Raw genomic sequence first — 22,518 nt, forward strand, 5'->3', positions numbered from 1 at the left:
TTTTTACCCGCGCGACGCCTGTGCGTTGGGCACCGCCTGTTGCGTCTGCCGCTTACGCTGGTACCTCTTCGCCAACACTGCGCAGGTCATCAACTGCACCTGATGAAACACCATCAGCGGCAGCACCATGATCCCCACCTGAGCCGCCGGAAACAGGATATTGGCCATCGGAATGCCGTTCGCCAGGCTTTTCTTCGAGCCGCAGAACACGATGGTGATCTCGTCCGCCTTGCTGAACCCCAGCCAACGCGCCATGTAAGTGTTCACCACCAGCACGATCGTCAGCAACACGATGCTGCCGCCGACGATAAACGCCAGCGAACCAAGCCCGACCTGATGCCAGATGCCGTGCGTCACCGCTTCGCTGAAGGCGGCGTACACCACCAGCAGAATCGAGGTCTGGTCGGTTTTGCCGATCAGCGGGCGATGGCGTTCGATCCAGCCGCCGATCAGCGGCCGCAGCAGGTGGCCGGCGACGAACGGCACCAGCAGCTGCAGCACGATCGAGCCGACCTGCCGCAGGCTGCCGGTATCGCCGTGCACATTCATCAGCAGGCCGACCAGCAGCGGCGACACGAAGATCCCGAGCAGGCTGGAGGCGGAAGCGCTACACACCGCCGCCGCCACGTTGCCGCCCGCCAGCGAGGTGAAGGCGATGGCCGATTGCACGGTGGCGGGCAGGATGCACAGGTAGATGAAACCGGCGTACAGCTCGGGGCTGACGTCGATCGGCGCCCACCAGGCGAACAGCATGCCCAGCGCCGGAAAAATGATGAAGGTGCTGAACATCACCCACAGATGCAGCCGCCAGTTATTGCTACCGGCCAGGATGGCCTCGCGCGACAGCTTGGCGCCGTGCATGAAGAACAGCAGGGCGATGGCGGCGATGGTCAGGGCGTTGAGCCAGCCGACGAACTCGCCGCGCGCCGGCAGGAACGACGCCAGCAATACGGTGGCGATCAGCGTCAGGGTAAAACGATCGGGCAGAAATCTCATGGCGGTGCGCTCAGGGTAGAAAATCGATGGGGCTATTCTCCCGCGTGAGCATATAATAATTAAATTGATTTATTTAATTCATATATGAATAAAACACATGAATTACTCACTCAAACAGCTGCGGGTGTTCGTCGCCATCGCTCGCCACGGCAGTTTCAGCCGCGCCGGTGAGGCGATTGGTCTGACGCAATCGGCGGTCAGCCACAGCGTGAAAGAGCTGGAAGCAGAGGTCGGCGTGCGCCTGCTGGATCGCACCACGCGTGAAGTGGTGCTGACCGACGCCGGCCTGCGGCTGGCCAACCGGGTCGAGCGGCTGCTGGACGAACTGCAGGCCGCGTTGCTGGATGCGCGCAGCTTTGGCGTACAGCGCAGCGGCACGGTGCGGGTGGCGACGAGCCAAACCATTTCCGCCCATCTGATGCCGCAGTGCATCGCCGCCGGTGAGCGCGAATACCCGGAGATCCGCATCATGCTGCGCGATCAGGCGCAGCAGCAGGTGCTGCACAGCGTACGCAACGCGGAGGTGGATTTCGGCATCGTGGTCGATCCGGTACAGGCGGTGGATCTGGAGTGCGAAGCGGTGCTGCACGAGCCGTTCCTGTTGCTGTGCCGCGACGATCATCCGTTCGCGGCGCAACAGGCGGTACATTGGTCGGCGCTGAACGGTTGCCGCCTGGTGTTGCAGGACTATGCGTCGGGCAGCCGACCGCTGATCGACAGCGCGCTGAGACAGCAGGGCGTGGAGGCGCAGGTAGTGCAGGAAATCGGCCATCCGGCGACGCTGTTCCCGATGGTGGCGGAGGGGATCGGCATCAGCATTTTCCCGGCGTTGGCGTTGCCGCTGCCGGAAGGGGGGCGGCTCCGGGTGCGGCGGCTGGTGCCGGAGATCAACCGTGCTCTGATGCTGGTGCGGCGCAAGAACCGTTCGCTGACGCCGGCGGCGGAGGCCATCTGGCAGGTGGCGCGTCAGCAGGCGGCGCTGCTGCAACAGCGCCGGCAGGAAAACGCGGAATATTGACTCAGATATAGACGTCCACAGCGTTGAGCGGCGTTGGGCGGTTTACGCCGTCGCCGGATTGCGCCGCGGCTTTTGCCATCTGCTCCTGCTGCTGCTTTTCCATTTCTTCTTTCTGGATGCGGGCGATTTCTGCCTGCAACATCTTGATCTGCGCTTCGATCAGCTGCTTCTGCTTTTCGATTTCCTTAGGATCGGCGTCGGAGTCCTTTAGCTCCACCAACTTTTGCTGCAGCGCCTGAATCTGCCGGTTCAGCGCCTTGATGCGGGCCGAGGCGCGGCTTTCGTTGAGGTTGACCGGTTCGTCATTGCCGTTGGCGCGTTCGTTTTTCTCCATCTTGCCGCCTTGCGGCTGGTTGTTGACCGGTTTGGCCATCAGCAGTTCGCCCTGATGGCCCGGCGCGCTGAACACGTTGCTGACGCCGGGAACGGTATTTTTGATCGGTACTATCATGGTGATGGTGGTCGACATGGATGCTCTCCCTGAGTCGGTATATCGCTGTTCAGGGTATCGGCAGCGGCGGCTAAATCTTTACCTGCCGCAGATGCGGCCAGCGCAGCAGCCAGCCTTTGTCGAGCACCCGCTGGGCATAGGCGGCGCGGTCGCCGTTTTTCACGTTGAAGGTGATGGTGTCGTTGAACAGCGCCGCGAGCCCGAAGGGGGCCACCAGCGTGATGCTGTCGTCGGCGTTCAGGCGTGCGCCGATCGCCGTTTCCACTTCGGTCCAGAAGCTGATGGCCTCTTCGCTGTTGTGGTAGGGCGCCCGGCCGCTGCGCAGGTGCATGCGCGCCTGGTTCTTGACCGACCACGGCTGCGGCAGCCACTGTTGCAAACGTGCTTCCAGCATGCGATCGCGTTCGGCCTGCGCACGCTCCGCATCGAAATGAATCACGTCGATATCGTTGAGCGGCGTCGCCACGGCGTAGCCATGCCGCCGGTCCCACACCAGATTGCGTACAAAGCCGGCGCCGAGGCACCAGTCATTCAGGCCGAGCCTGCGCACGGTGCGCAGGGCCGCCATGCGAGTGTTATCTTGTTGCAGCCATTCGATAATTTGCCGTTGCGGATCCATCATCCCTCCCGTTTTCGCGGCTACTGTAACCCGAAGCGGCGGTGGGTGAAATGGGGGAAAGCATGATGGCGGCGATCGCCGGCAAAATAATTTTCTTCTCCCGCTGACTACACTTGGTGCAGGGCTTGTATCTCGTCACGCAGGGCAAGGGAGGGGGCTATGTATCAGGCAACGTTGGGCCAACGCGGTTATCGCTTCGGCGACCTGCGCCAGCTGATGGCGAAGGCTTCGCCGGCGCGTTCCGGCGATTATCTGGCGGAAGTGGCAGCGCAAAGCGCCGAAGAGCGCATGGCGGCGCGCATCGCGCTGGCGGATCTGCCGCTCAAGGCGTTCCTGCAGCAGCCGCTGGTGCCGTACGAACAGGACGAGGTGACGCGCCTGATTATCGACAGCCACGATGCCGTCGCCTTTGCGCCCATCTCGCACCTCACGGTCGGCGATTTTCGCGACTGGCTGCTGAGCGAGCAGGCGGACAGCGCCATGCTGGCGCAGGTGGCCGCCGGCATAACGCCGGAGATGGCGGCGGCGGTCAGCAAGATCATGCGCAATCAGGATCTGATCCTGGTGGCGAAGAAATGCCGAGTGGTGACGCGTTTTCGCAATACGATCGGCCTGCCGGGCCACCTCAGCGTGCGGCTGCAGCCCAATCACCCGACCGACAGCCTGCAGGGCATCGCCGCCAGCATGCTGGACGGCCTGCTGTATGGCAGCGGCGACGCGGTGGTCGGTATCAACCCGGCCAGCGACAGCCTGCCGCTGCTGGAAAAACTCAACTACATGCTGGACGATGTGATCCAGCGCTTCGCCATTCCCACCCAATCCTGCGTGCTGACCCACGTGACCAACACGCTGCGGCTGATGGAGCGCGGCACGCCGGTGGATCTGGTGTTTCAGTCGATCGCCGGCACCGAGGCGGCCAACCGCGGTTTCGGCATCAGTCTGGCGCTGCTGGCGGAGGCGCAGCAGGCGGCGCTGAGCCTCAAGCGCGGCACATTGGGCGATAACGTGATGTATTTCGAAACCGGGCAGGGCAGTTGCCTGTCGGCCAACGCGCATCACGGCGTCGATCAGCAAACCTGCGAGGCACGCGCCTATGCGGTGGCGCGCCATTTTTCGCCGCTGCTGATCAACACCGTAGTGGGGTTTATCGGCCCGGAGTATCTGTATGACGGCAAACAAATCATCCGCGCCGGGCTGGAGGACCACTTCTGCGGCAAGCTGCTCGGCCTGCCGCTGGGCTGCGACGTCTGCTATACCAACCACGCCGAAGCCGATCAGGACGACATGGATACCTTGCTGACGCTGTTGGCCGCCGCCGGGCTGACGTTCCTGATCGGCGTGCCGGGCGCGGACGATATCATGCTTAACTACCAAAGCACCTCGTTCCATGATGCGCTTTATATCCGCGAGCTACTGGGGCTGAAACACGCGCCGGAATTCGCCGCCTGGCTGGTGGCGATGAACATCACCGACGAGCTCGGGCGGCTGCGCGACGCCGCCGCCAATCACCCGCTGTTGCTGGCGCTGCAGGGAGAACGCACATGAGCAAACCGGTACACGTCAACAGCTGGGATGCGCTGCGCGCCTTTACCGATGCGCGCATCGCGCTGGGGCGCACCGGCGCCAGCCTGCCGACCGACGAGCTGCTGCGCTTCGGCCTGGCCCATGCCCAGGCGCGCGACGCGGTGCATCAGCCTTTCGACAGCGAGCGGCTGGCGGCGGATCTGCACGAGGCCGGTTGGCCCTCGCTGGCGGTGCGCAGCCAGGCTGCTGACCGCGCCGCCTACCTGCGTCGGCCGGATCTGGGGCGGCGACTGGCGCCGGACAGCCGCAGCCTGCTGCTCGGTCTGCCGCCGCGCCGCATCGATTTGTTACTGGTGGTGGCGGACGGCCTCTCCTCCAAGGCGGTGCATCGCCAGGCGCTGCCGTTGCTGCAGGCGCTGTTGCCCTATCTCGAGACGCTGGGGCTGGCCGTCGCGCCGGTGGCGCTGGCGCATCAGGCGCGGGTGGCGCTGGGGGATGAGATCGGCGAATGCCTGCAAGCCCGGGCGGTGGCGGTACTGATCGGCGAACGGCCGGGGCTGTCGTCGCCGGACAGCCTGGGCGTCTATTTGACCTGGGAGCCGAACTCGCACAGAAGAGACTCTGAGCGCAACTGCATCTCCAACGTGCGGCCTGAGGGGCTGGATTATCCGCAGGCGGCGTTCCGCCTGGCCTGGCTGCTGGAGCAGGCGTTTCAGCGGCGATTGACCGGCATCGAGCTGAAGGACGAGAGCGATAACCCGGCGCTGCACAATCGGGTCACGCCGCTTTACGCCCAACTGGGCGGCTGACCGATGGTTTGCTGCAGCAGGGCTGTGAAGGCCGCCAGCCGGGCTGATACCTTCGCCATTGGCCGCAGCAGGTAGATGCCTTGCTGCTCATGGCGCGGATCTTCCAGCATCTGCACCAGTTGTCCGTTCTGCACGTCCGGCCCCACCACCCAGTTGGGTAGAAAAGCGATGCCCAGGCCGAGCAGCGCGGCCTGACGCTGCGCGGTGAAATCGTCGCAGCGCAGCGCCATGGTGCAGCGGCTCATCAGCGCCGCGTCGAGGATCTGCGCCCAACAGGCCGGCTGCTGTTTGTGGTAGCGGGCGATCAGCCGGTGCTGCGGCAGCGCCTCCAGATCGGTCGGCAGACCATAGCGCGCGACGTAGGCGGGGCTGGCGCACATAACCCAGCGTTGGGTGGCGATACGGCTGGCGTACAGCGCGCTGTCCTTCTGCTCGCCGATACGGATGGCGGCGTCCAGCGGTTCCTGCGTCGGATCGGTCTGGCGTTCGGTCAGATCGAGATCGATCCACAGCTGCGGATAGCGCTCTGTCAGTGTCGGCAGCAACGGCAACACATAGGTTTTGCCGAAGGTCGGCAGACAGCTGATGCGCAGCGTGCCCTGCGGCGTTTCGTTCAACGCGCTCAGCTCGGCGTGAATACCGGTAATGTCCGTCATCAGCGCGGCGGCGCGCGTCAGCAGCAGCTCGCCGGCGTCGGTCAGCAGCAGCCCACGGGTGGAGCGGACGAACAGCGCGGCGCCGAGCGCGCTTTCCAGCGCGTCGATATGGCGCACCAGCGAGGAGGGCACCATGCCCAACCGGCGTGCGGCGGCGGAAAAGCTGCCCAGGCGGGCCACGTCGAGAAAGATCGGTAGATGTTCAACATAACGGGCGTCATTCATTTTTGCATTATATGCAAAAGCGTTTCTTATGAATACCCGCTTCTCTGTCGGCGGCGCTGCGGCTACTCTGGCTGCGGGTTGACGGCGGGCTTCAACGCCGCCGCATCCCGGCCGTATAGAGAGAAAACGCATAAACCTCGCGGCGCTTAGCACTAAATAACAGATGTTTTTCCCAGGCTGCACGAGCCGCCTGCGGAGTTGATTGTCGCTCCAACACCAGATTAACCGTTCAATTTGATATCCGACTCGGTATTAATGATTAGTGAGCCTTTACTGTCACGCATTATGCCGTGAGTTCTGGATATCGGCCGGCCAGCCGTGCCGGTTTTTTTGTCGCCTCAGGCTGAATCGTTCCAACTGATGAACGCGACCTGGGCGGCATCTTGGCTCACCGCCGGTGGGTCTTTTGAACGCGCGGAACCGCGATTCCGCGCTGGTGGAGGAGTTAGTCATGAATGAAAAACACGGGTGTTCCTGTGCGCGCCATTTGGCGCAGGGTTTCGCCAGGCAGTCGATCAACGCCGGGGAGGGCGAAATCTATCAAATCTCGCTGATGAGCGCGCTCATTGACGGGGTCTACGAGGGCGAAACCACCATTGCCGAGCTGCTCAAACACGGCGATTTCGGCCTCGGCACCTTCAATCATCTGGATGGCGAACTGATCGCCTTCGACCAGGAAATACACCAGCTGCGCGCCGACGGCAGCGCCCGCCCAGCCGGTCTGCAACAGAAAACCCCTTTCGCCGTCGTCACCTTTTTCCAGCCCAGCATCAGCCAGCAGTTCGACCGGCCAATCACCAAGGCGCAGCTGCACCAGTGCATCGACGAGCAGGTCGCCTCGCCGAACCTGTTTTGCGCGGTAAGGGTTGATGGCGAGTTCAGCCATGTGGAAACCCGCACCGTGCCGCGTCAGGAACGGCCCTATCGCCCGATGCTGGAAGCGATAGAAGAGCAGCCGACCTTCTCGTTCCATCAGCGGCGCGGCACGCTGGTCGGTTTCCGCTCGCCGGATTACATGCAGGGCATCGGCGTGGCCGGCTATCACGAACATTTCGTTACCGACGACCGCAGCGGCGGCGGCCACGTGCTGGATTACCAGCTCGATCACGGCCGCCTGCAGTTCGGCGTCATCACCCGTCTGAATCTTCAGTTGCCGCATGATGCGGATTTCTTGCGCGCCAACCTCTGCCCAGAGGATTTGGACCGCGCGATTCGTTCCGCCGAGGGCTAACCCCGGCGATCGTTTTCTTAGGAGGTGGAACCATGGCACAGGAAAAAACAGGCAATGACTGGCAATGCGGCGCCGATTTGGTGGTGAAAAACCTGGAGGCGCAGGGCGTCAAACACGTTTTCGGCATTCCGGGCGCCAAGATAGACCGGGTGTTCGATTCGCTGGAGGACGCACCGTCGATCGAAACAGTGGTGGTGCGGCATGAGGCCAACGCGGCCTTTATGGCGGCGGCGGTCGGCCGCCTGACCGGCAAGGCCGGGGTGGCGCTGGTCACCTCCGGGCCGGGCAGTTCCAACCTGATCACCGGGCTGGCCACCGCCACCTCGGAAGGGGATGCGGTGGTGGCCTTCGGCGGAGCGGTGAAGCGCGCCGACAGCCTGAAGCAGACGCACCAGAGCATGGATACCGTCAGCATGTTCCGGCCGGTGACCAAGTATTGCGCCGAAGTGCACGCCGGCTCGGCGATTTCCGAGGTGATCGCCAACGCCTTCCGCCGCGCCGAGTTCGGCCGCCCGGGGGCGTCGTTCGTCAGCCTGCCGATGGATATCGTCAATGAACCGGTCACGGCGCCGGTGCTGGCCGGCTGCCGCTTGCCGCGCATGGGGGCCGCGGCGGCGGACGACATTCAGGCGGCGGTGAAGCTGATCCGCCAGGCCAAATGCCCGGTATTGCTGCTCGGTTTGCAGGCCAGCCGGCCGGAGAACAGCGAGGCGGTGCGCCATCTGCTGTACCGCACCCATATGCCGGTGGTCGGCACCTATCAGGCGGCGGGAGTGATCGACGTCAATCACTTCGCCCGTTTTGCCGGCCGCGTCGGTCTGTTCAACAACCAGCCGGCCGATCAGTTGCTGCAGAAGGCCGATCTGGTGGTGAGCGTCGGCTATGATCCGATCGAATACGATCCTTGCATGTGGAACAGCCACGGGCGGCTGAAGCTGGTGCATCTCGACGTGCTGCCGGCGGACATCGATACCTGCTATCGGCCGGACGTCGAGCTGGTGGGCAACATCAGCGCCACGCTGAACATGATGACCGAAGCGTTCAGTGAGGCTGTCTGCGTGCCGCCCGAGGTGGAACTGATCCTCACCGATCTCGGCCGTCAACGCACTGAACTGGCGGAGCGCGCCGCGCGGCGCGGCGGTATGCCGATCCACCCGCTGCGCATCGTCAAGGAGCTGCAGGACATCGTCAGCGACGACGTGACGCTGTGCGTGGACATGGGCAGCTTCCACATCTGGATCGCCCGCTATCTTTACAGCTTCCGCGCCCGCCAGCTGTTGATCTCCAACGGCCAGCAAACCATGGGGGTGGCGTTGCCGTGGGCCATCGGCGCGGCGTTGGTACGCCCCGGCGACAAGGTGGTGTCGATCTCCGGCGACGGCGGGTTCATGCAGTCGAGCATGGAGCTGGAGACCGCGGTGCGGCTGAAAAACAACATCGTGCACGTCATCTGGGTGGATAACGCCTACAACATGGTGGAGATGCAGGAGGTGAACAAATACCAGCGCAAATCCGGCGTGGAGTTCGGGCCGATTGACTTCAAGGCCTACGCGGAATCCTGCGGCGCGGTCGGTTTCGCCGTACAGTCGGTGGACGATCTGCGGCCGATGCTGCGCAAGGCGATGGCGATCCAGGGGCCGGTGGTGGTGGCCATTCCGGTCGACTATGCCGACAACTATAAGCTGATGGCGCAGATGAACTTCAGCCAGATGATTTAATTTCATCATCGCGCGGTTTCACCGGGGCAGGCCGCTTGCGCGCCTGCCCGTTTTTATGCGCGGAATTTGTCCTTTACATCGCTAACTGCATGATTTATTGCTATCCGTTGGGCTGTTTTTTCACCACTGGGGATAGCGCAATGAAAAGAAAAGCAATAACGATCGGGCTGCTGGCGTTGGCGATTGCCGGCGGCGCGCGGGCCAATACGCTGGTCTACTGTTCCGAAGGCTCACCGGAAGGCTTCAACCCGCAGCTGTTCACCTCCGGCACCACGGTAGACGCCAGTTCAGCGGCGATCTACAACCGGCTGGTGGATTTCAAACCCGGCACCGTCGAGCTGCAACCCAGCCTGGCGGAAAGCTGGGAGGTGAGCGAGGACGGCAAGCGCTATACCTTCCATCTGCGCAAGGGCGTGGCATTCCAGAGCAATAAATATTTTACGCCCACCCGCGATTTCAACGCCGACGACGTCATCTTCTCGTTTATGCGCCAGAAGGACGCCAACAACCCTTATCACAACGTCTCCAACGGCGCCTACACCAACTTCGAGTCGATGGAGTTCGGTACGCTGATCGACCGGATCGTCAAGGTGGACGACCACACCGTGCGCTTTGAGCTCTCCCGCGCCGAGGCGCCGTTCGTCGCCGATCTGGGCATGTACTTCGCCACCCTTTTTTCGGCGGAATATGCCGACGCGATGCTGAAGGCCGGCACGCCACAGCGGGTGGACAACGATCCGATCGGCACCGGGCCGTTCCAACTGGTGCAGTACCAGAAGGACGCGAAAATCCTCTACAAGGCGTTCGATCGCTACTGGGAAGGTAAACCGCAGATAGACCGGCTGGTGTTCTCGATCACGCCGGATGCGGCGGTGCGTTACGCCAAGCTGCAAAAAAACGAGTGCCAGGTGATGCCGTTCCCCAATCCGGCGGATCTGGCGCGCATGCGGCAGGACGGCAACATCCAGGTGATGGAAAAATCCGGCTTGAATATCGGCTTCCTGGCCTTCAACACCCAGAAGAAACCGTTGGATAACGTCAAGGTGCGCCAGGCGTTGGCGCTGGCGGTCAACAAACCGGCGATCATCGATGCGGTGTTCCACGGCGCCGGCCAGCCGGCCAAAAACCTGCTGCCGCCGACCCAATGGGGCAGCAACGCGCAGCTTGAAGACTATCCGTATTCGCCGGAGCGGGCGAAGCAGCTGTTGCAGGAGGCCGGGCTGGGCCAGGGGTTCGACATCGATCTGTGGGCGATGCCGGTGCAGCGGCCCTATAATCCCAACGCCAAGCGCATGGCGGAGATGATTCAGGCCGACTGGGCCAAAATCGGCGTGCGCGCCCACATCGTCACCTTCGAGTGGGGAGAATATTTGCAGCGGATTAAAAACGGCGAACACCAGACCGCGTTGATGGGTTGGACCACCGCCAACGGCGATCCGGACAACTTCTTCGGCCCGCTGTTCACCTGCGCTTCGCTCGGCGGCTCCAACTCGGCGAAATGGTGCTACAAACCGTTCGACCAGCTGATCCTGCAGGCGCGCGAAGAGAACGATCACGCCAAACGGGTGGCGATGTACCAGCAGGCGCAGGTGATGATGCACGATCAGATGCCGGCGCTGATGATCGCGCACTCGACTATCTTCGAACCGGTGCGCAAGGAAGTAAAAGGCTACGAAATCGACCCATTCGGCAAACACATCTTCAAGCAGGTGTCGCTGGAGAAATAACGAAAAGGCCGGGTTAACCCGGCCTTTTTCATGCTTGCGGCGCGTCGCAGTGGTAGCGGCCGCGCGGGATCACCAGCGGCGTGTGGGACAGCGGATCGTCGATGATCATGCACGGCATGCCGAACACCCGCTCCACCAGTTCGGCGGTGATGATCTCCGCCGGTTTCCCTTCCGCCACGATCTTGCCGTCGCGCATGGCGATGATGTGATCGGCATAGCGGCAGGCGTGGTTGAGATCGTGCAGCACCGCGATTAGGGTTTGACCGCGCTCGCGGTTGAGCTGGCGGAACAGATCCAGCAGCTCGATCTGGTGTGCGATGTCCAGATAGGTAGTCGGCTCATCCAGCAGCAGCAGCGGGGTTTGCTGTGCCAGCGCCATCGCCACCCAGACGCGCTGACGCTGCCCGCCGGACAGTTCGTCGACGCTGCGGTCCGCCAGTTGGCTGACGTTGGTGGCCGCCATGGCAGCTTCCACCGCCTGTTTGTCGGCCTGCGTCCACTGTTTCAGCAGGCTTTGGTGCGGATAGCGGCCGCGCGACACCAGGTCCGCCACGGTGATGCTGTCCGGCGCGATCGAGGTTTGCGGCAGCAGGCCAAGCTCGCGCGCCAGCGCCTTGGTGGCGAAGCTGCTGATGTTCTTGCCGTCCAGCATCACCTCGCCGGCGCTGGGTTTCAGCAGGCGGCACAGGGCGCGCAACAGCGTCGATTTTCCGCAGGCGTTCGGCCCGACGATCACCGTGAAGGCGCCGTCGGGGATCGCCACGCTCAGATCGTCAGCGATGATTTTATTGTCGTAGCCCAGCTTCAGGTGCGAGGCGTGCAGGCGGTGGCTCATGGCATTATCACTCTTCATTATCATCTGCGGGCCTCTCGAATGAGCAGCCAAATCAGGTACAGGCCGCCGATGCAGACGGTCACGACCCCGACCGGCAGTTGGATCGGCGCGAAAAGATGTTGGGACACCACGTCGGCGCCGAGCAGCAACGCCGCGCCCATCAGCGCCGAGGAGGTCAGGGTGACCGAGGATTGTCCGGCCAGGCGACGGGCGATCTGGGGTGCCGCCAGCGCGATAAAGGAAATCGGCCCGGCGGTGGCGGTGACGGCGGCGGTGAGGGTGACGCCGAACAGCATCAGCCACAGCCGGCTGCTTTCGGCATTGACGCCCAGCGCGCGCGCCGTGTCGTCGCCCATTTCCAGCAGCTGCAGCCGTTTGCCCATCAGCAGCGCGGCGGCCGCCGCCAGCACGATGAACGCCGTGGCGGGCTGGGCTTTTTGCCAGGTCATGCCGTTGAGCGAACCGGCTTGCCACATGGCGGCGTCCATGGCGCGCTCGAGCGAAGCGGTGATGATCAGCCAGGTGTTGGTGGAGACCAGCACTGCGCTGATGGCGATGCCGACGATGATCAACCGGAAGCCGGCAATGCCTTGCCGCCAGGCGAGCAGATAGATGGCCAGCGCCGAGAGAATGCCGCCGGCCAGCGCGCCGCCGGCGACGTAATAGTAGCCGCCGTTGAACAGGGTGATGGCGATCAGCGCGCCGGTGTAAGCCCCCATATTAAAGCCGATCACGTCCGGGCTGCCGAGCGGGTTGCGGATAATCGACTGGAAAATGGCGCCGCTCATGCCGAGCGCGGCGCCTAACAACAGCGCCATGGCGATGCGAGGCAAGCGCCATTGGGTGACCACAGTCACCAGGTTTTTCGGCGCCTCGCCGCTGAGCGCGGCAAAGACCTGCTCCAGCGAGAGCTGCAGCGTGCCGTAGCACAGCGCGGCAACCGCCATCGCCAGGCACAAAGCCAGCAGCGAAAGGTTGACCAGCAGCAGGCGCAGCGGCATGCGCCAGTTGATGATGCCGTCCGGGCGGCCAATATGCAGAGTGTGGGGCAGACTCATCACAAGCCCCCCAGCGTTTTCTTGCGTCGCACCAGCCAGATCAACACCGGCGCGCCGATAAAGGCGGCGACGATGGAAACCCGCAGTTCACCGGCCGCCAGCAAGCGGCCGACCACGTCGGCGCACAGCAGTAAAATCGGCGCCAGCAGCATGGAGTAGGGCAGGATCCAGCGTTGGTCGGGGCCGACCCACCAACGAGCGATATGCGGCACCATCAGGCCGATGAAGCTGATCGGGCCGACGGTGGCGGTTGCTGCACCGCACAGCAAGGTGATGGCGATCACCGCGATCACCTGAGTCAGCACCACGCGCGCGCCGAGCGCGATAGCCAGATCTTCCCCCATGCCGATGGTATTCAGCGGCCGGGCGATGAGCAGCGTCAGCAGGCAGCCGAGTAGAATGGCGGGGGCGGTCACCGGCAGCGTGGACAGCGTGCGGATATCCAGCGTGCCGGCCTGCCAGAAGCGGAGTTGGTCAAAGGTTTGCGGATCGATCAGCGACAGCCCGGTGGTGATGCCGAGCAGCACCGCGCCGATAGCCACGCCGGCCAACGTCAGCCGCACCGGGTTGATGCGCCCGCCCGCCAGCGTGCCGATCAGGTAGACCAGCAGGGTAGTGACGGCGGCGCCGGCGAAGGCGTAGACCATATAGCTTTCGGTGGTGGCGGCGCCGAAAAACATGATGCCGATGACCACGGCGAAGCTGGCGCCGGCGTTGATGCCGAGCACGCCGGGATCGGCCAGCGGGTTGCGCGTCAACGCCTGAATCAGCGCGCCGGCGGCGCCGAGCGCCATGCCGGCCAAAATGCCCGCCAGCGTACGGGGCACCCGGGCGTTGAGAATGATGGTGCTGTCGGAACCGCTCGCTACGCCCTGCAGGCTGAGCCAGACGGTATGGAAAGGAATGGCTTTGGAACCCAGCATCAGGCTGGCAATGACGCACAGCAGCAACAGCGCCAAACCGATACCGAACCCGGCGATGCGTTTGAAGCCACTGGCGTAAGCTGCGTGCGGCGCGGACGAAAGCGTCCGCTCAGTCGGAGTGGGTACGTTCACACCGGTAACTCCTTTATGATTTTTATTCTCATTGCTATTTGCGTTTATAACGGGCGCCAAATAGTAGCACGAGTTTACGCCCGCATGCACCCGTCGGTTCGTGGTTTAGCTGCGTTGAGGATGTTAATAACTATTGATATTTCAATTGATTGAATGTGAACTGCCGATCCGTTTGCGGAAAGCGTCGGCAGGGGATTGGCCTGCCGACGGCGTGATTCAGGGCTTTTTGAACAACTGCTCGATTTGGTTCAGCATGTTGGTAGCGCTGTAGTAATCGAGGCGGAAGGTGTCGTTGCCGACGGCGTAGACGTGCCGCTGCTCCACCGGCTCCAGATGCTTGAGGAACGGGTTGGCCAACAGCTCCTGCACTTTGCGTTCATTGGTGGCGAACAGGATCAGCGTTTTACCGTTCAGGCCCTCGGCCATTTTCTCGCCGGAGATCTGGATGATGTCATGGCGTTTCCCCATGCTGGTGTTGCCTTTGGCGCTTTCCGGCGGAGTGGCCAGCTGGAAGCCGAGCTGGGTCAGCAGCTTGCCCTGGGCGGAGCCCGGCGTCCACAGCATGGCCTCGCGGCCATTGTCGGCATACACCAGCGGGGTGGTCGGCTGCGGCGGCAGGGTAATCGCCTGCTTCACTTGCTCCACGCGCTGTTCGAAACGATCTTCCGCCTGTTTGGCGCCGGCCTCATGGCCGGTGATCTCGCCGAGCTCGCTCGCCAGCTGTTGCCAGCTTTTGTCGCCGTAATCAAGCACCAGCGTCGGCGCAATGGCAGACAGCTGATCGTACAGTTTTAACGCAGAATCACCGCCGGTTGCGGCGACGACGATCAAGTCCGGCGCGGCGGCGGCGACGGCTTCGGCATTCGGCTCCACCTGATACAGCCGCTCGACGTGGCGCTGTTTGGCCACTTCGCTCCATTGGGTAAAGAAACCTTGTTTATCGGCTACCAGGGGATTCGGACTGGTGGCGGCGCTGGCGACCACTGGGGCGTCGATCGCCAGCAGCGTGCCGGTGATGGTGACGCTGGTGGACACGATGCGCTGCGGCGGTTTTTCCAGCGTAAATTTCCCTTTGGCGCTGTCGATGGTGCGCGGCCAACTGCTGTCGGCAGCGGGGGCGGACGGTTTCTGCTCGTCGCTCTTGTCGTCCGGGCCGCAGCCGCTGAGCAGCAAGGTGGAAACGGCGATGAATGAAATAAACAGCTGACGTAAGGATAGGGTCATGAGCGGGCTCTTTCTTTCCTTGCACAAAGGCGTATCAATCCGACGGCGGAGTGGCCGTGGGGGTTGCCCGCTAATTTACCATTCAAGCCGCCAAAATGATAACCATTCGTATCTCAGCATGTGGTGGAGAAAAGAATAGAAAGAAGAAGCGGGGGAGCCGAGTGACAGAAACGAAAAAAGCGCCAAAAGGCGCTTTTTTCTGAATTGGTGGGTCGTGCAGGATTGATTCGGCCTGTGGCCTCACCCTGCGGGCAACGTTGCGCGTTGTCGTATCGCTGCGCGATGCTCGAACCTGAACGCAGGATCTCACCCGCACGACTCAGTGGGCCATGTCAGTAAGAGGATAAAGGCAGAGTCAGGTGGCGCAGAAACGAAAAAAGCGCCAAAAGGCGCTTTTTTCTGAATTGGTGGGTCGTGCAGGATTCGAACCTGCGACCAATTGATTAAAAGTCAACTGCTCTACCAACTGAGCTAACGACCCATAACAGTGGTGGGTGATGACGGGCTCGAACCGCCGACCCCCTCCGTGTAAAGGAGATGCTCTACCAACTGAGCTAATCACCCACTTCAGGACTTCCAGGTTACTGCTAAACGAGAGAATGATGGTGGGTGATGACGGGCTCGAACCGCCGACCCCCTCCGTGTAAAGGAGATGCTCTACCAACTGAGCTAATCACCCTCATTCGTTCTCATTTTTTCTCAACAAGATGGTGGGCGATGACGGGCTCGAACCGCCGACCCCCTCCGTGTAAAGGAGATGCTCTACCAACTGAGCTAATCGCCCCGTCTTGTTGGAGTCGCATTATAGGGATAGTTCAAAGTGAGTCAACGGTTTTTAAAATGATTTCAATCGTTCGCCGCAAATTTAGGCAGGGCGCGATAATTATCGCCAGAGACGCCGATTCTTTGCGCAATGTTATGCGGAACTGGCCGCAAATCGCGTGAAATCGACCGGTGCAATATCGTGTCGGCGTTGAGGAATTAGCGCGTGGTGATACAATGTCGTCCACTCTTTTTTCAATTCCGAGCAATCGTCGGCAACCGCCGACACGCGTTGCGTAATAAGGCAGTGAACCCAATGAAAATCAAAACCCGTTTTGCACCGAGCCCGACCGGCTATCTTCACGTCGGCGGCGCGCGTACCGCACTTTATTCCTGGTTGTTCAGCCGCCATGCGGGCGGTGAGTTCGTTCTGCGTATCGAAGATACCGATCTGGAACGCTCCACCCAGGACGCGATCGACGCAATTATGGATGGCATGAACTGGTTGAACCTGGATTGGGATGAAGGCCCGTATTTCCAGACCAAGCGTTTCGATCGCTATAACGCGGTCATCGACGAGATGCTGGAGCAGGGCACCGCCTATAAATGCTATTGCTCCAAGGAACGCCTGGAAGCGCTGCGCGAGAAGCAGATGGAAAACGGCGAGAAGCCGCGTTATGACGGCCACTGCCGCGACAGCCAGTGCAGCCACACCGACGACGAGCCGCACGTGGTGCGTTTCCGCAACCCGCAGGAAGGTTCGGTGATTTTCGACGACAAAATTCGCGGCCCGATCGAATTCAGCAACCAGGAGCTGGACGATCTGATCATCCGCCGCACCGACGGTTCGCCAACCTATAACTTCTGCGTCGTCGTCGATGACTGGGACATGGAAATCACCCATGTGATCCGCGGTGAAGACCACATCAACAACACCCCGCGCCAGATCAACATTCTCAAAGCGCTGGGCGCGCCGGTGCCGGAATACGCGCATGTGTCGATGATCCTCGGCGACGACGGTAAAAAGCTGTCCAAGCGCCACGGCGCGGTGGGCGTGATGCAGTATCGCGATGACGGCTACCTGCCGCAGGCGCTGCTGAATTACCTGGTGCGTCTGGGCTGGTCCCACGGCGATCAGGAGATCTTCTCCATCGATGAGATGAAAGAGTTCTTCACGCTGGAAGCGATCAACAAATCTGCCAGTGCGTTCAACACCGAGAAGCTGCAATGGCTGAACCACCACTACATCAACCATATGCCGGCGGAAGAAGTGGCGGTGCATCTGGCGTGGCACGTTGAGCAACTGGGTCTTGAAACCCGCAACGGCCCGGAACTGAAGGACATCGTCAAGCTATTGGGTGAGCGTTGCAAGACGCTGAAGGAAATGGCGGAGTCTTGCCGTTACTTCTACGAAGACTTCAGCGAGTTCGACGCCGACGCCGCCAAGAAACACCTGCGCCCGGTTGCACGTCAGCCGCTGGAAACGGTGCGCACCAAGCTGGCCGCCATCACCGTCTGGACGCCGGAAAACGTGCATGATGCCATTCAGGGTACGGCGGACGAGCTGGGCGTCGGCATGGGCAAGGTTGGCATGCCGCTGCGCGTGGCGGTGACCGGCGCCGGTCAGTCGCCGGGCATGGACGTGACCGTGCATGCGATCGGCCAGAAGCGTTCGCTGCAGCGCATCGATATGGCGCTGGCTTACATCGCCGAGCGTGAAGCGCAGGCCTGATTAGGCTGATACGCCATCCATAAAGAAAAAGCCCCGAGGAGTGATCCCGGGGCTTTTTTATTGTCGTTTATCAGGCTTGTTCGCCGGCCGGCAATCCCGGGCGATAGGCGAGGAAATACATCAACCCGACAAAGCCGGCCCCGCCCAGCGCGTTGCCGAGGAATACCGCAGCAAAGTTAGGCAGGTATTGCTCCCAACCCATGCCGCCGGCAAAGATGGCCGCCGGTATGATGAACATATTCGCCACCACGTGCTGGAAGCCGATGGCGACAAAAGCCATGACCGGGAACCACATGCCGATGACTTTTCCCGGTACATCCCTGCTGGCGAAGGCTAACCATACCGCCAGGCACACCAGCCAGTTGCAGCCGATGCCGGAAATAAAGGCGTGCAGGAAGTCCGCATCCACTTTGGCCTGCGCGATGGCCAGCGTTTTGTGCAAAAACGCGCCCTCGGTCAGGCCCAGCAGATGGCCGAAGAAGTAGGCGACGGCCACGCTGCCGGCGAAATTGGCCAGGGTGACCCAAAACCAGTTGCGCAGCACGGCGATAGCGGGGATTTCGCGGGCGAACCAGGCCATCGGCAAGGTCATCATGTTGCCGGTCAGCAGTTCGCCGCCGGCCAGAATGGTGAGGATCAGGCCGATAGGGAACACCGCCGCGCCCAACAGGGCGCCGAAAGAGCCCCATTCGGCCGGCAGGGTGCCGATGACGTGAATATCCAGCAGAAAGCCGGTAGCGATAAAGGCGCCGGCGAGAAAGCCCAGAATCAACAGATTAGCGAGAGGGGCGCGGCTTTTGTTCACCCCGGCCTGAACGGCGAGGGTGGCGATTTCTTTTGGTGAATGCAAAGACATGACGGACTCGGTTTATAGTAATGAAGTTTAAGGCGCGGGCAGTCTATGCCGCGCAGGAGTCCGACTCAAGCGCATTTCACTAACATTCCGTTAATTAAAAATCAACGTGATATGCAGGGGCTTTCGCCATTTTGAGATGTAACGCTCAAAATGGCTGAACTCTGCGCAAAGTGATGATTTTTTGGCGCCAAACATGCTGATTTGGCGGCTTTTTCAACGCTTGGTTCAGTAATTCAATTTAGCCGTTGACAGCTTTGAGCGGGTTTCATATTATGCGCCCCGTTCACAGCACAAAGTGATTGTGGAACGGGGCTATAGCTCAGCTGGGAGAGCGCTTGCATGGCATGCAAGAGGTCGACGGTTCGATCCCGTCTAGCTCCACCAACCTTCTTCTCAGCAAGGTTGGGGATACCGTAACGCCGGTCAATGCGTACCACTTTTGTGGGGCTATAGCTCAGCTGGGAGAGCGCTTGCATGGCATGCAAGAGGTCGACGGTTCGATCCCGTCTAGCTCCACCACCATTTAAAAAGCCGACCTCAGGGTCGGCTTTTTGCTTTTCGTTTTTCATCTTCATCGGATGCAGGCCAATAAAAAAGGCGCCCGCAGGCGCCTTGTTATCGCAGTAGGTTCGAGAGGCTTAGCCCAGCACCAGGCCCGCGATGGAAGCGGACAGGATGCTGACCAGCGTAGAGCCGTACACCAGCTTCAGGCCAAAGCGCGACACCACGTTGCCCTGGTGTTCGTTCAGGCCCTTGATCGCACCGGCCACGATACCGATGGAAGAGAAGTTGGCGAAGGACACCAGGAACACCGACAGGATCCCCAAGCTGCGCGGCGACAGTTCGGCAGACACTTTCTGCAGCTCCATCATGGCCACGAACTCGTTGGAAACCAGCTTGGTGGCCATGATGCTGCCAACTTGCAGGGCTTCGTGCTTAGGAATGCCCATGATCCAGGCGAACGGGTAGAAGAAGTAGCCGAGGATCTCCTGGAAGCTCAGGCCGAAGATGGCGCTGAACACACCGTTAAGCGCGGCGATCAGGGCGATGAAGCCGATCAGCATCGCGGCAACGATAATCGCTACTTTAAAGCCGGCCAGGATGTACTCGCCCAACATTTCGAAGAAGCTCTGGCCTTCGTGCAGGTTGCCGAGGTGCAGCTCTTCTTCTTTATTGGTGTCATACGGGTTGACCAGCGACAGTACGATAAAGGTGCTGAACATGTTCAATACCAGCGCCGCCACCACGAACTTGGCGTCCAGCATGGTCATGTAGGCGCCGACGATGGACATGGATACCGTAGACATCGCGGTCGCCGCCATGGTGTACATGCGCTTTTCCGACATCTTGCCCAGGATATCCTTGTAGGCGATGAAGTTTTCGGACTGCCCCAGGATCAGCGAGCTGACGGCGTTGAACGACTCCAGCTTGCCCATGCCGTTCACTTTCGACAGCACGGTGCCGATAATGCGGATGATGAACGGCAGCACTTTGATGTACTGCAGAATACCGATCAGCGCAGAAATGAAGACGATCGGGCACAGCACCTTCAGGAAGAAGAATGCCAGGCCTTTGTCGCCCATGCCGCCGAATACGAAATCAGTCCCTTGTCCCGCAAACCCGAGCAGTTTGTCAAACAGCGCGGCGAATCCTTTTACGAAGCCCAAACCCGCTTCCGAATGCAGGAAAAAGTAGGCCAGCAGTACTTCGATAACCAGTAATTGAATAACATAACGAATGCGGATGCTCTTGCGATCGCGGCACACCAACAGGGCCAGGATCGCCACCACCACTATCGCCAACGCAAAGTGCGCAATATGGGACATGTTTGCTCCAAATTTGAGGCAGGCTGAATTTCGGCTGTCATTTTATGTAACGCTACGTTTAAAAACGAGACTTCTATTGCAAATATGGAAAATCATAGTGGGAGTTCTCCTAAAGTGTTGCGTAAAAGCATAAAAAATCAAGATGTTAAAGCAGGAATAGGAAATTCGTATTCTTGTGCTAACCTGTCTTTCAGGGGTATTGCAGCCAAAATCCCATCAGAAAAGCACGGAAATCGGCCAGCTCCGCGCTGAACCCTACGATAAAACCGTTAATGTTGGCTATTACAGAGATAAGTTTTACCGCTCTAAATGCGCTTGATAATTATTATCATTTATATAGAGTGGAGATAAACGTAATTTCAGTAAGGGTTCAACATATGCTGAACAGTCGCGTGGTTGAAACCACCTCCGGTCGCTCCGCCAGAAAAATCAAACTCTCGCTGATGGGGCCCGCCTTTATCGCCGCTATCGGCTATATCGATCCCGGCAACTTCGCCACCAACATTCAGGCCGGCGCTTCGTTCGGCTACAGCCTGCTGTGGGTTGTGGTCTGGGCCAACGTGATGGCGATGCTGATCCAGCTGTTGTCCGCCAAGCTGGGGATCGCCACCGGAAAAAACCTGGCCGAGCATATTCGCGATCGCTTTCCGCGGCCGGCGGTGTGGGCCTATTGGGTACAGGCGGAGATCATCGCCATGGCGACCGATCTGGCTGAGTTTATCGGCGCGGCGATCGGCTTTAAGTTGCTGCTTGGCGTATCCCTGCTGCAGGGGGCGGTGCTGACCGGCATCGCCACCTTTTTAATTCTGATGCTGCAAAAGCGTGGGCAAAAGCCGCTGGAACTGGTGATTGGTGGCCTGTTGCTGTTCGTCGCTGCCGCCTACATCGTCGAACTGGCGTTCTCACAACCGCAGCTGGCGCCGCTGTTGCAGGGCATGGCGCTGCCCGATTTGCCTAACGGCGATGCGGTATTCCTGGCCGCCGGGGTATTGGGCGCCACGATTATGCCGCACGTGATCTATCTGCATTCATCGCTCACCCAAATCGGCGGCGAGCACGACAAGGCGGAGCGCTATGCCGCCACCAAAGTCGACGTCGCCGTGGCCATGACCATCGCCGGTTTCGTTAATCTGGCGATGATGGCCACCGCTGCCGCCGCATTTCATTTCAGCGGCCACAGTGGCATCGCCGATCTCGACGTGGCCTACCTGACGCTGCAACCGCTGCTCGGGCACGCCGCCGCGACTGTGTTCGGCCTGAGCCTGGTGGCTGCCGGCCTCTCTTCTACCGTGGTGGGCACGTTGGCGGGGCAGGTGGTGATGCAGGGGTTCGTGCATTTTCATATCCCGCTGTGGCTGCGCCGTGCGGTGACCATGCTGCCGTCGTTTATCGTCATTATGCTGGGGATGGACGCGACGCGCATTCTGGTGCTGAGCCAGGTGTTGCTGAGCTTCGGCATTGCGCTGGCGTTGGTGCCGCTGCTGGCTTTCACCGGCAATCGGGCGCTGATGGGCGAGATGGTCAACGGTCCGGTGGTGCAAAACCTGGGTAAACTGATCGTAGTGGTGGTGGTTGGGTTGAACGGCTATCTGCTGATCGGCAGCGTGCTGTAAGCGAAACAGCGCGGGCCGGCTTTGCGCCGGCCCGTCGTGGTTAATCGCGGTCGTCGTCGCCGTGGCGGCGCCAGCGATCGCGGTCATGATCGTGGTGGTGTTTTTTCTCTTTCTTCCAGTGGTGTTTATCGTAGTGCTTGTCGTACTTACGGTAACGCCCCTCGTGATAGTAATAATGCTTGCGCCAATAGCCGCCGTCGCGCCAGCGATAGCCATCCCAGTAATAGCCGCGCGGGCTGCGGTCACCGAGATAACGCCCCTGATGTGAGCGCCACCAATCGCGATCGCGCCAGTCGTAACCGTCCCAATAACGGCCGCGATTGTCCTGATCGCCGATGCGTAATGAAACGCCCGGCATCAGATCGATGCTGAGGCCTTCGGCATGCGCCTGCTGTGCGGCGGGCAGCACCGTCGCCGCCAGGATGGCGGCCAAGAGCAGAGGTTTAAACATGACTTCTCCTTCCCGCTTGCGCGGCTTGGCCGTTGATCACTTTATGAAGCGCGTTCATCAGTTTAAAAAGCGGCCTTATCATTATTTTTACTGCAATATCGGCATCATAGCGCCGACAATTAGGGTTGAATC

19 protein-coding genes, 6 tRNA genes and 1 other RNA gene are annotated in these 22,518 nt (G+C 60.8%); 10 read left to right on the plus strand and 16 right to left on the minus strand.

What is annotated here, in order from left to right; all coding sequences use genetic code 11:
- Positions 1-3: 3 nt before the first annotated feature.
- Positions 4-996: a bile acid:sodium symporter family protein gene (locus ACRAWE_RS01675; RefSeq protein ID WP_019453842.1), complete on the minus strand. Its 993-nt coding sequence runs from the start codon at positions 994-996 to the stop codon at positions 4-6.
- Between the two features lie 97 nt (positions 997-1,093).
- Here ACRAWE_RS01675 and ACRAWE_RS01680 point away from each other — a divergent pair, with 97 nt between their 5' ends.
- Entirely contained in the window at positions 1,094-2,014 is a 921-nt protein-coding gene (locus ACRAWE_RS01680) for a LysR family transcriptional regulator (protein ID WP_019453841.1), read from the plus strand.
- 1 nt (position 2,015) lies between these two features.
- Here ACRAWE_RS01680 and ACRAWE_RS01685 read toward each other — a convergent pair whose 3' ends face one another.
- Both ACRAWE_RS01685 and ACRAWE_RS01690 read right to left on the minus strand, forming a co-directional pair.
- Entirely contained in the window at positions 2,016-2,483 is a 468-nt protein-coding gene (locus tag ACRAWE_RS01685; protein ID WP_019453840.1) for a FlxA-like family protein, read from the minus strand.
- Positions 2,484-2,535: 52 nt separating this feature from the next.
- Complete coding sequence (locus ACRAWE_RS01690; RefSeq protein ID WP_432524557.1) at positions 2,536-3,084, minus strand: nucleotidyltransferase family protein; 549 nt, start codon at positions 3,082-3,084, stop codon at positions 2,536-2,538.
- A 159-nt stretch (positions 3,085-3,243) separates the two neighbouring features.
- Between ACRAWE_RS01690 and ACRAWE_RS01695 the strand changes: the two genes are divergently transcribed.
- Positions 3,244-4,629, plus strand: a complete 1,386-nt coding sequence (locus ACRAWE_RS01695) for an ethanolamine ammonia-lyase subunit EutB (RefSeq protein WP_432524559.1) — start codon at positions 3,244-3,246, stop codon at positions 4,627-4,629.
- Positions 4,626-5,417, plus strand: a complete 792-nt coding sequence (eutC, locus tag ACRAWE_RS01700; RefSeq protein WP_019453837.1) for an ethanolamine ammonia-lyase subunit EutC — start codon at positions 4,626-4,628, stop codon at positions 5,415-5,417. The genes ACRAWE_RS01695 and eutC overlap by 4 nt, the downstream gene beginning before the upstream one ends.
- Here the strand turns inward: eutC and ACRAWE_RS01705 are convergent.
- Positions 5,396-6,298 carry a LysR family transcriptional regulator gene (locus ACRAWE_RS01705; RefSeq protein WP_019453836.1) on the minus strand — a complete coding sequence of 301 codons (903 nt, stop codon included), beginning with the start codon at positions 6,296-6,298 and terminating at the stop codon, positions 5,396-5,398. The genes eutC and ACRAWE_RS01705 overlap by 22 nt on opposite strands.
- A 451-nt stretch (positions 6,299-6,749) precedes the next feature.
- Here ACRAWE_RS01705 and budA point away from each other — a divergent pair, with 451 nt between their 5' ends.
- The 3 genes from budA (at position 6,750) to ACRAWE_RS01720 (ending at position 10,974) form a co-directional block, all read left to right on the plus strand.
- A complete protein-coding gene (gene budA / locus ACRAWE_RS01710) occupies positions 6,750-7,529 on the plus strand; it encodes an acetolactate decarboxylase (protein ID WP_004936416.1) in 780 nt (259 codons plus the stop codon).
- 32 nt (positions 7,530-7,561) lie between these two features.
- On the plus strand, positions 7,562-9,247 hold the full coding sequence (gene alsS, locus ACRAWE_RS01715) for an acetolactate synthase AlsS (protein ID WP_019453835.1): 1,686 nt from the start codon (positions 7,562-7,564) through the stop codon (positions 9,245-9,247).
- Between the two features lie 140 nt (positions 9,248-9,387).
- Positions 9,388-10,974: an ABC transporter substrate-binding protein gene (locus ACRAWE_RS01720; protein WP_019453834.1), complete on the plus strand. Its 1,587-nt coding sequence runs from the start codon at positions 9,388-9,390 to the stop codon at positions 10,972-10,974.
- Positions 10,975-11,002: 28 nt separating this feature from the next.
- On the opposite strand, the gene ACRAWE_RS01725 is transcribed toward ACRAWE_RS01720, so the two are convergent.
- The 9 genes from ACRAWE_RS01725 to ACRAWE_RS01765 form a co-directional block, all read right to left on the minus strand.
- The gene (locus ACRAWE_RS01725; RefSeq protein ID WP_004936408.1) at positions 11,003-11,809 is read right to left on the minus strand and encodes an ABC transporter ATP-binding protein; all 807 of its coding nucleotides are present in this window, start codon (positions 11,807-11,809) and stop codon (positions 11,003-11,005) included.
- 20 nt (positions 11,810-11,829) lie between these two features.
- Entirely contained in the window at positions 11,830-12,867 is a 1,038-nt protein-coding gene (fepG, locus tag ACRAWE_RS01730; RefSeq protein WP_063919822.1) for an iron-enterobactin ABC transporter permease, read from the minus strand.
- Positions 12,867-13,922, minus strand: a complete 1,056-nt coding sequence (fepD, locus tag ACRAWE_RS01735) for a Fe(3+)-siderophore ABC transporter permease (RefSeq protein WP_019453832.1) — start codon at positions 13,920-13,922, stop codon at positions 12,867-12,869. Before fepD ends, fepG begins: the two co-directional genes overlap by 1 nt.
- A 216-nt stretch (positions 13,923-14,138) precedes the next feature.
- Positions 14,139-15,146 carry a Fe2+-enterobactin ABC transporter substrate-binding protein gene (gene fepB / locus ACRAWE_RS01740; protein WP_154746591.1) on the minus strand — a complete coding sequence of 336 codons (1,008 nt, stop codon included), beginning with the start codon at positions 15,144-15,146 and terminating at the stop codon, positions 14,139-14,141.
- 205 nt (positions 15,147-15,351) lie between these two features.
- Positions 15,352-15,476, minus strand: a non-coding RNA gene (locus tag ACRAWE_RS01745) — RtT sRNA.
- A gap of 75 nt (positions 15,477-15,551) precedes the next feature.
- Positions 15,552-15,627: transfer RNA gene (locus ACRAWE_RS01750), tRNA-Lys, on the minus strand.
- Positions 15,628-15,634: 7 nt separating this feature from the next.
- Positions 15,635-15,710, minus strand: a tRNA-Val gene (locus ACRAWE_RS01755).
- A 39-nt stretch (positions 15,711-15,749) separates the two neighbouring features.
- A tRNA-Val gene (locus tag ACRAWE_RS01760) sits at positions 15,750-15,825 on the minus strand.
- A 29-nt stretch (positions 15,826-15,854) separates the two neighbouring features.
- A tRNA-Val gene (locus tag ACRAWE_RS01765) sits at positions 15,855-15,930 on the minus strand.
- A gap of 294 nt (positions 15,931-16,224) precedes the next feature.
- On the opposite strand from ACRAWE_RS01765, the gene gltX reads away from it, so the two are divergent.
- Positions 16,225-17,640 (plus strand): glutamate--tRNA ligase, encoded by a 1,416-nt coding sequence (gltX, locus tag ACRAWE_RS01770; RefSeq protein WP_432524566.1) that lies wholly within the window; start codon positions 16,225-16,227, stop codon positions 17,638-17,640.
- A gap of 70 nt (positions 17,641-17,710) precedes the next feature.
- On the opposite strand, the gene ACRAWE_RS01775 is transcribed toward gltX, so the two are convergent.
- The gene (locus ACRAWE_RS01775; RefSeq protein ID WP_432524569.1) at positions 17,711-18,496 is read right to left on the minus strand and encodes a formate/nitrite transporter family protein; all 786 of its coding nucleotides are present in this window, start codon (positions 18,494-18,496) and stop codon (positions 17,711-17,713) included.
- Positions 18,497-18,804: 308 nt separating this feature from the next.
- On the opposite strand from ACRAWE_RS01775, the gene ACRAWE_RS01780 reads away from it, so the two are divergent.
- Together ACRAWE_RS01780 and ACRAWE_RS01785 are read left to right on the plus strand one after the other, a co-directional pair.
- Positions 18,805-18,880 (plus strand) — tRNA-Ala (locus ACRAWE_RS01780).
- A 59-nt stretch (positions 18,881-18,939) separates the two neighbouring features.
- Positions 18,940-19,015, plus strand: a tRNA-Ala gene (locus tag ACRAWE_RS01785).
- A 119-nt stretch (positions 19,016-19,134) separates the two neighbouring features.
- Here the strand turns inward: ACRAWE_RS01785 and ACRAWE_RS01790 are convergent.
- Positions 19,135-20,322, minus strand: a complete 1,188-nt coding sequence (locus ACRAWE_RS01790) for a NupC/NupG family nucleoside CNT transporter (RefSeq protein WP_004936373.1) — start codon at positions 20,320-20,322, stop codon at positions 19,135-19,137.
- Positions 20,323-20,699: 377 nt separating this feature from the next.
- Here ACRAWE_RS01790 and ACRAWE_RS01795 point away from each other — a divergent pair, with 377 nt between their 5' ends.
- The gene (locus tag ACRAWE_RS01795) at positions 20,700-21,935 is read left to right on the plus strand and encodes an Nramp family divalent metal transporter (protein WP_019453827.1); all 1,236 of its coding nucleotides are present in this window, start codon (positions 20,700-20,702) and stop codon (positions 21,933-21,935) included.
- Positions 21,936-21,975: 40 nt separating this feature from the next.
- Here the strand turns inward: ACRAWE_RS01795 and ACRAWE_RS01800 are convergent, their stop codons facing one another.
- Positions 21,976-22,386 (minus strand): DUF2502 domain-containing protein, encoded by a 411-nt coding sequence (locus tag ACRAWE_RS01800; protein WP_063919818.1) that lies wholly within the window; start codon positions 22,384-22,386, stop codon positions 21,976-21,978.
- Between the last annotated feature and the right edge of the window lie 132 nt (positions 22,387-22,518).

The organism is Serratia sp. BFP-2025 (genome assembly GCF_050880365.1).
GTDB lineage: Bacteria > Pseudomonadota > Gammaproteobacteria > Enterobacterales > Enterobacteriaceae > Serratia > Serratia surfactantfaciens.

What these genes read in the sequence shown, in the direction of transcription:
- ACRAWE_RS01675 (WP_019453842.1), bottom strand. Translation starts at nt 996, where the DNA reads ATGAGATTTCTGCCCGATCGTTTTACCCTGACGCTGATCGCCACCGTA.
- ACRAWE_RS01680 (WP_019453841.1), top strand. Translation starts at nt 1,094, where the DNA reads ATGAATTACTCACTCAAACAGCTGCGGGTGTTCGTCGCCATCGCTCGC.
- ACRAWE_RS01685 (WP_019453840.1), bottom strand. Translation starts at nt 2,483, where the DNA reads ATGTCGACCACCATCACCATGATAGTACCGATCAAAAATACCGTTCCC.
- ACRAWE_RS01690 (WP_432524557.1), bottom strand. Translation starts at nt 3,084, where the DNA reads ATGGATCCGCAACGGCAAATTATCGAATGGCTGCAACAAGATAACACT.
- ACRAWE_RS01695 (WP_432524559.1), top strand. Translation starts at nt 3,244, where the DNA reads ATGTATCAGGCAACGTTGGGCCAACGCGGTTATCGCTTCGGCGACCTG.
- eutC (WP_019453837.1), top strand. Translation starts at nt 4,626, where the DNA reads ATGAGCAAACCGGTACACGTCAACAGCTGGGATGCGCTGCGCGCCTTT.
- ACRAWE_RS01705 (WP_019453836.1), bottom strand. Translation starts at nt 6,298, where the DNA reads ATGAATGACGCCCGTTATGTTGAACATCTACCGATCTTTCTCGACGTG.
- budA (WP_004936416.1), top strand. Translation starts at nt 6,750, where the DNA reads ATGAATGAAAAACACGGGTGTTCCTGTGCGCGCCATTTGGCGCAGGGT.
- alsS (WP_019453835.1), top strand. Translation starts at nt 7,562, where the DNA reads ATGGCACAGGAAAAAACAGGCAATGACTGGCAATGCGGCGCCGATTTG.
- ACRAWE_RS01720 (WP_019453834.1), top strand. Translation starts at nt 9,388, where the DNA reads ATGAAAAGAAAAGCAATAACGATCGGGCTGCTGGCGTTGGCGATTGCC.
- ACRAWE_RS01725 (WP_004936408.1), bottom strand. Translation starts at nt 11,809, where the DNA reads ATGAGCCACCGCCTGCACGCCTCGCACCTGAAGCTGGGCTACGACAAT.
- fepG (WP_063919822.1), bottom strand. Translation starts at nt 12,867, where the DNA reads ATGAGTCTGCCCCACACTCTGCATATTGGCCGCCCGGACGGCATCATC.
- fepB (WP_154746591.1), bottom strand. Translation starts at nt 15,146, where the DNA reads ATGACCCTATCCTTACGTCAGCTGTTTATTTCATTCATCGCCGTTTCC.
- gltX (WP_432524566.1), top strand. Translation starts at nt 16,225, where the DNA reads ATGAAAATCAAAACCCGTTTTGCACCGAGCCCGACCGGCTATCTTCAC.
- ACRAWE_RS01775 (WP_432524569.1), bottom strand. Translation starts at nt 18,496, where the DNA reads ATGTCTTTGCATTCACCAAAAGAAATCGCCACCCTCGCCGTTCAGGCC.
- ACRAWE_RS01790 (WP_004936373.1), bottom strand. Translation starts at nt 20,322, where the DNA reads ATGTCCCATATTGCGCACTTTGCGTTGGCGATAGTGGTGGTGGCGATC.
- ACRAWE_RS01795 (WP_019453827.1), top strand. Translation starts at nt 20,700, where the DNA reads ATGCTGAACAGTCGCGTGGTTGAAACCACCTCCGGTCGCTCCGCCAGA.
- ACRAWE_RS01800 (WP_063919818.1), bottom strand. Translation starts at nt 22,386, where the DNA reads ATGTTTAAACCTCTGCTCTTGGCCGCCATCCTGGCGGCGACGGTGCTG.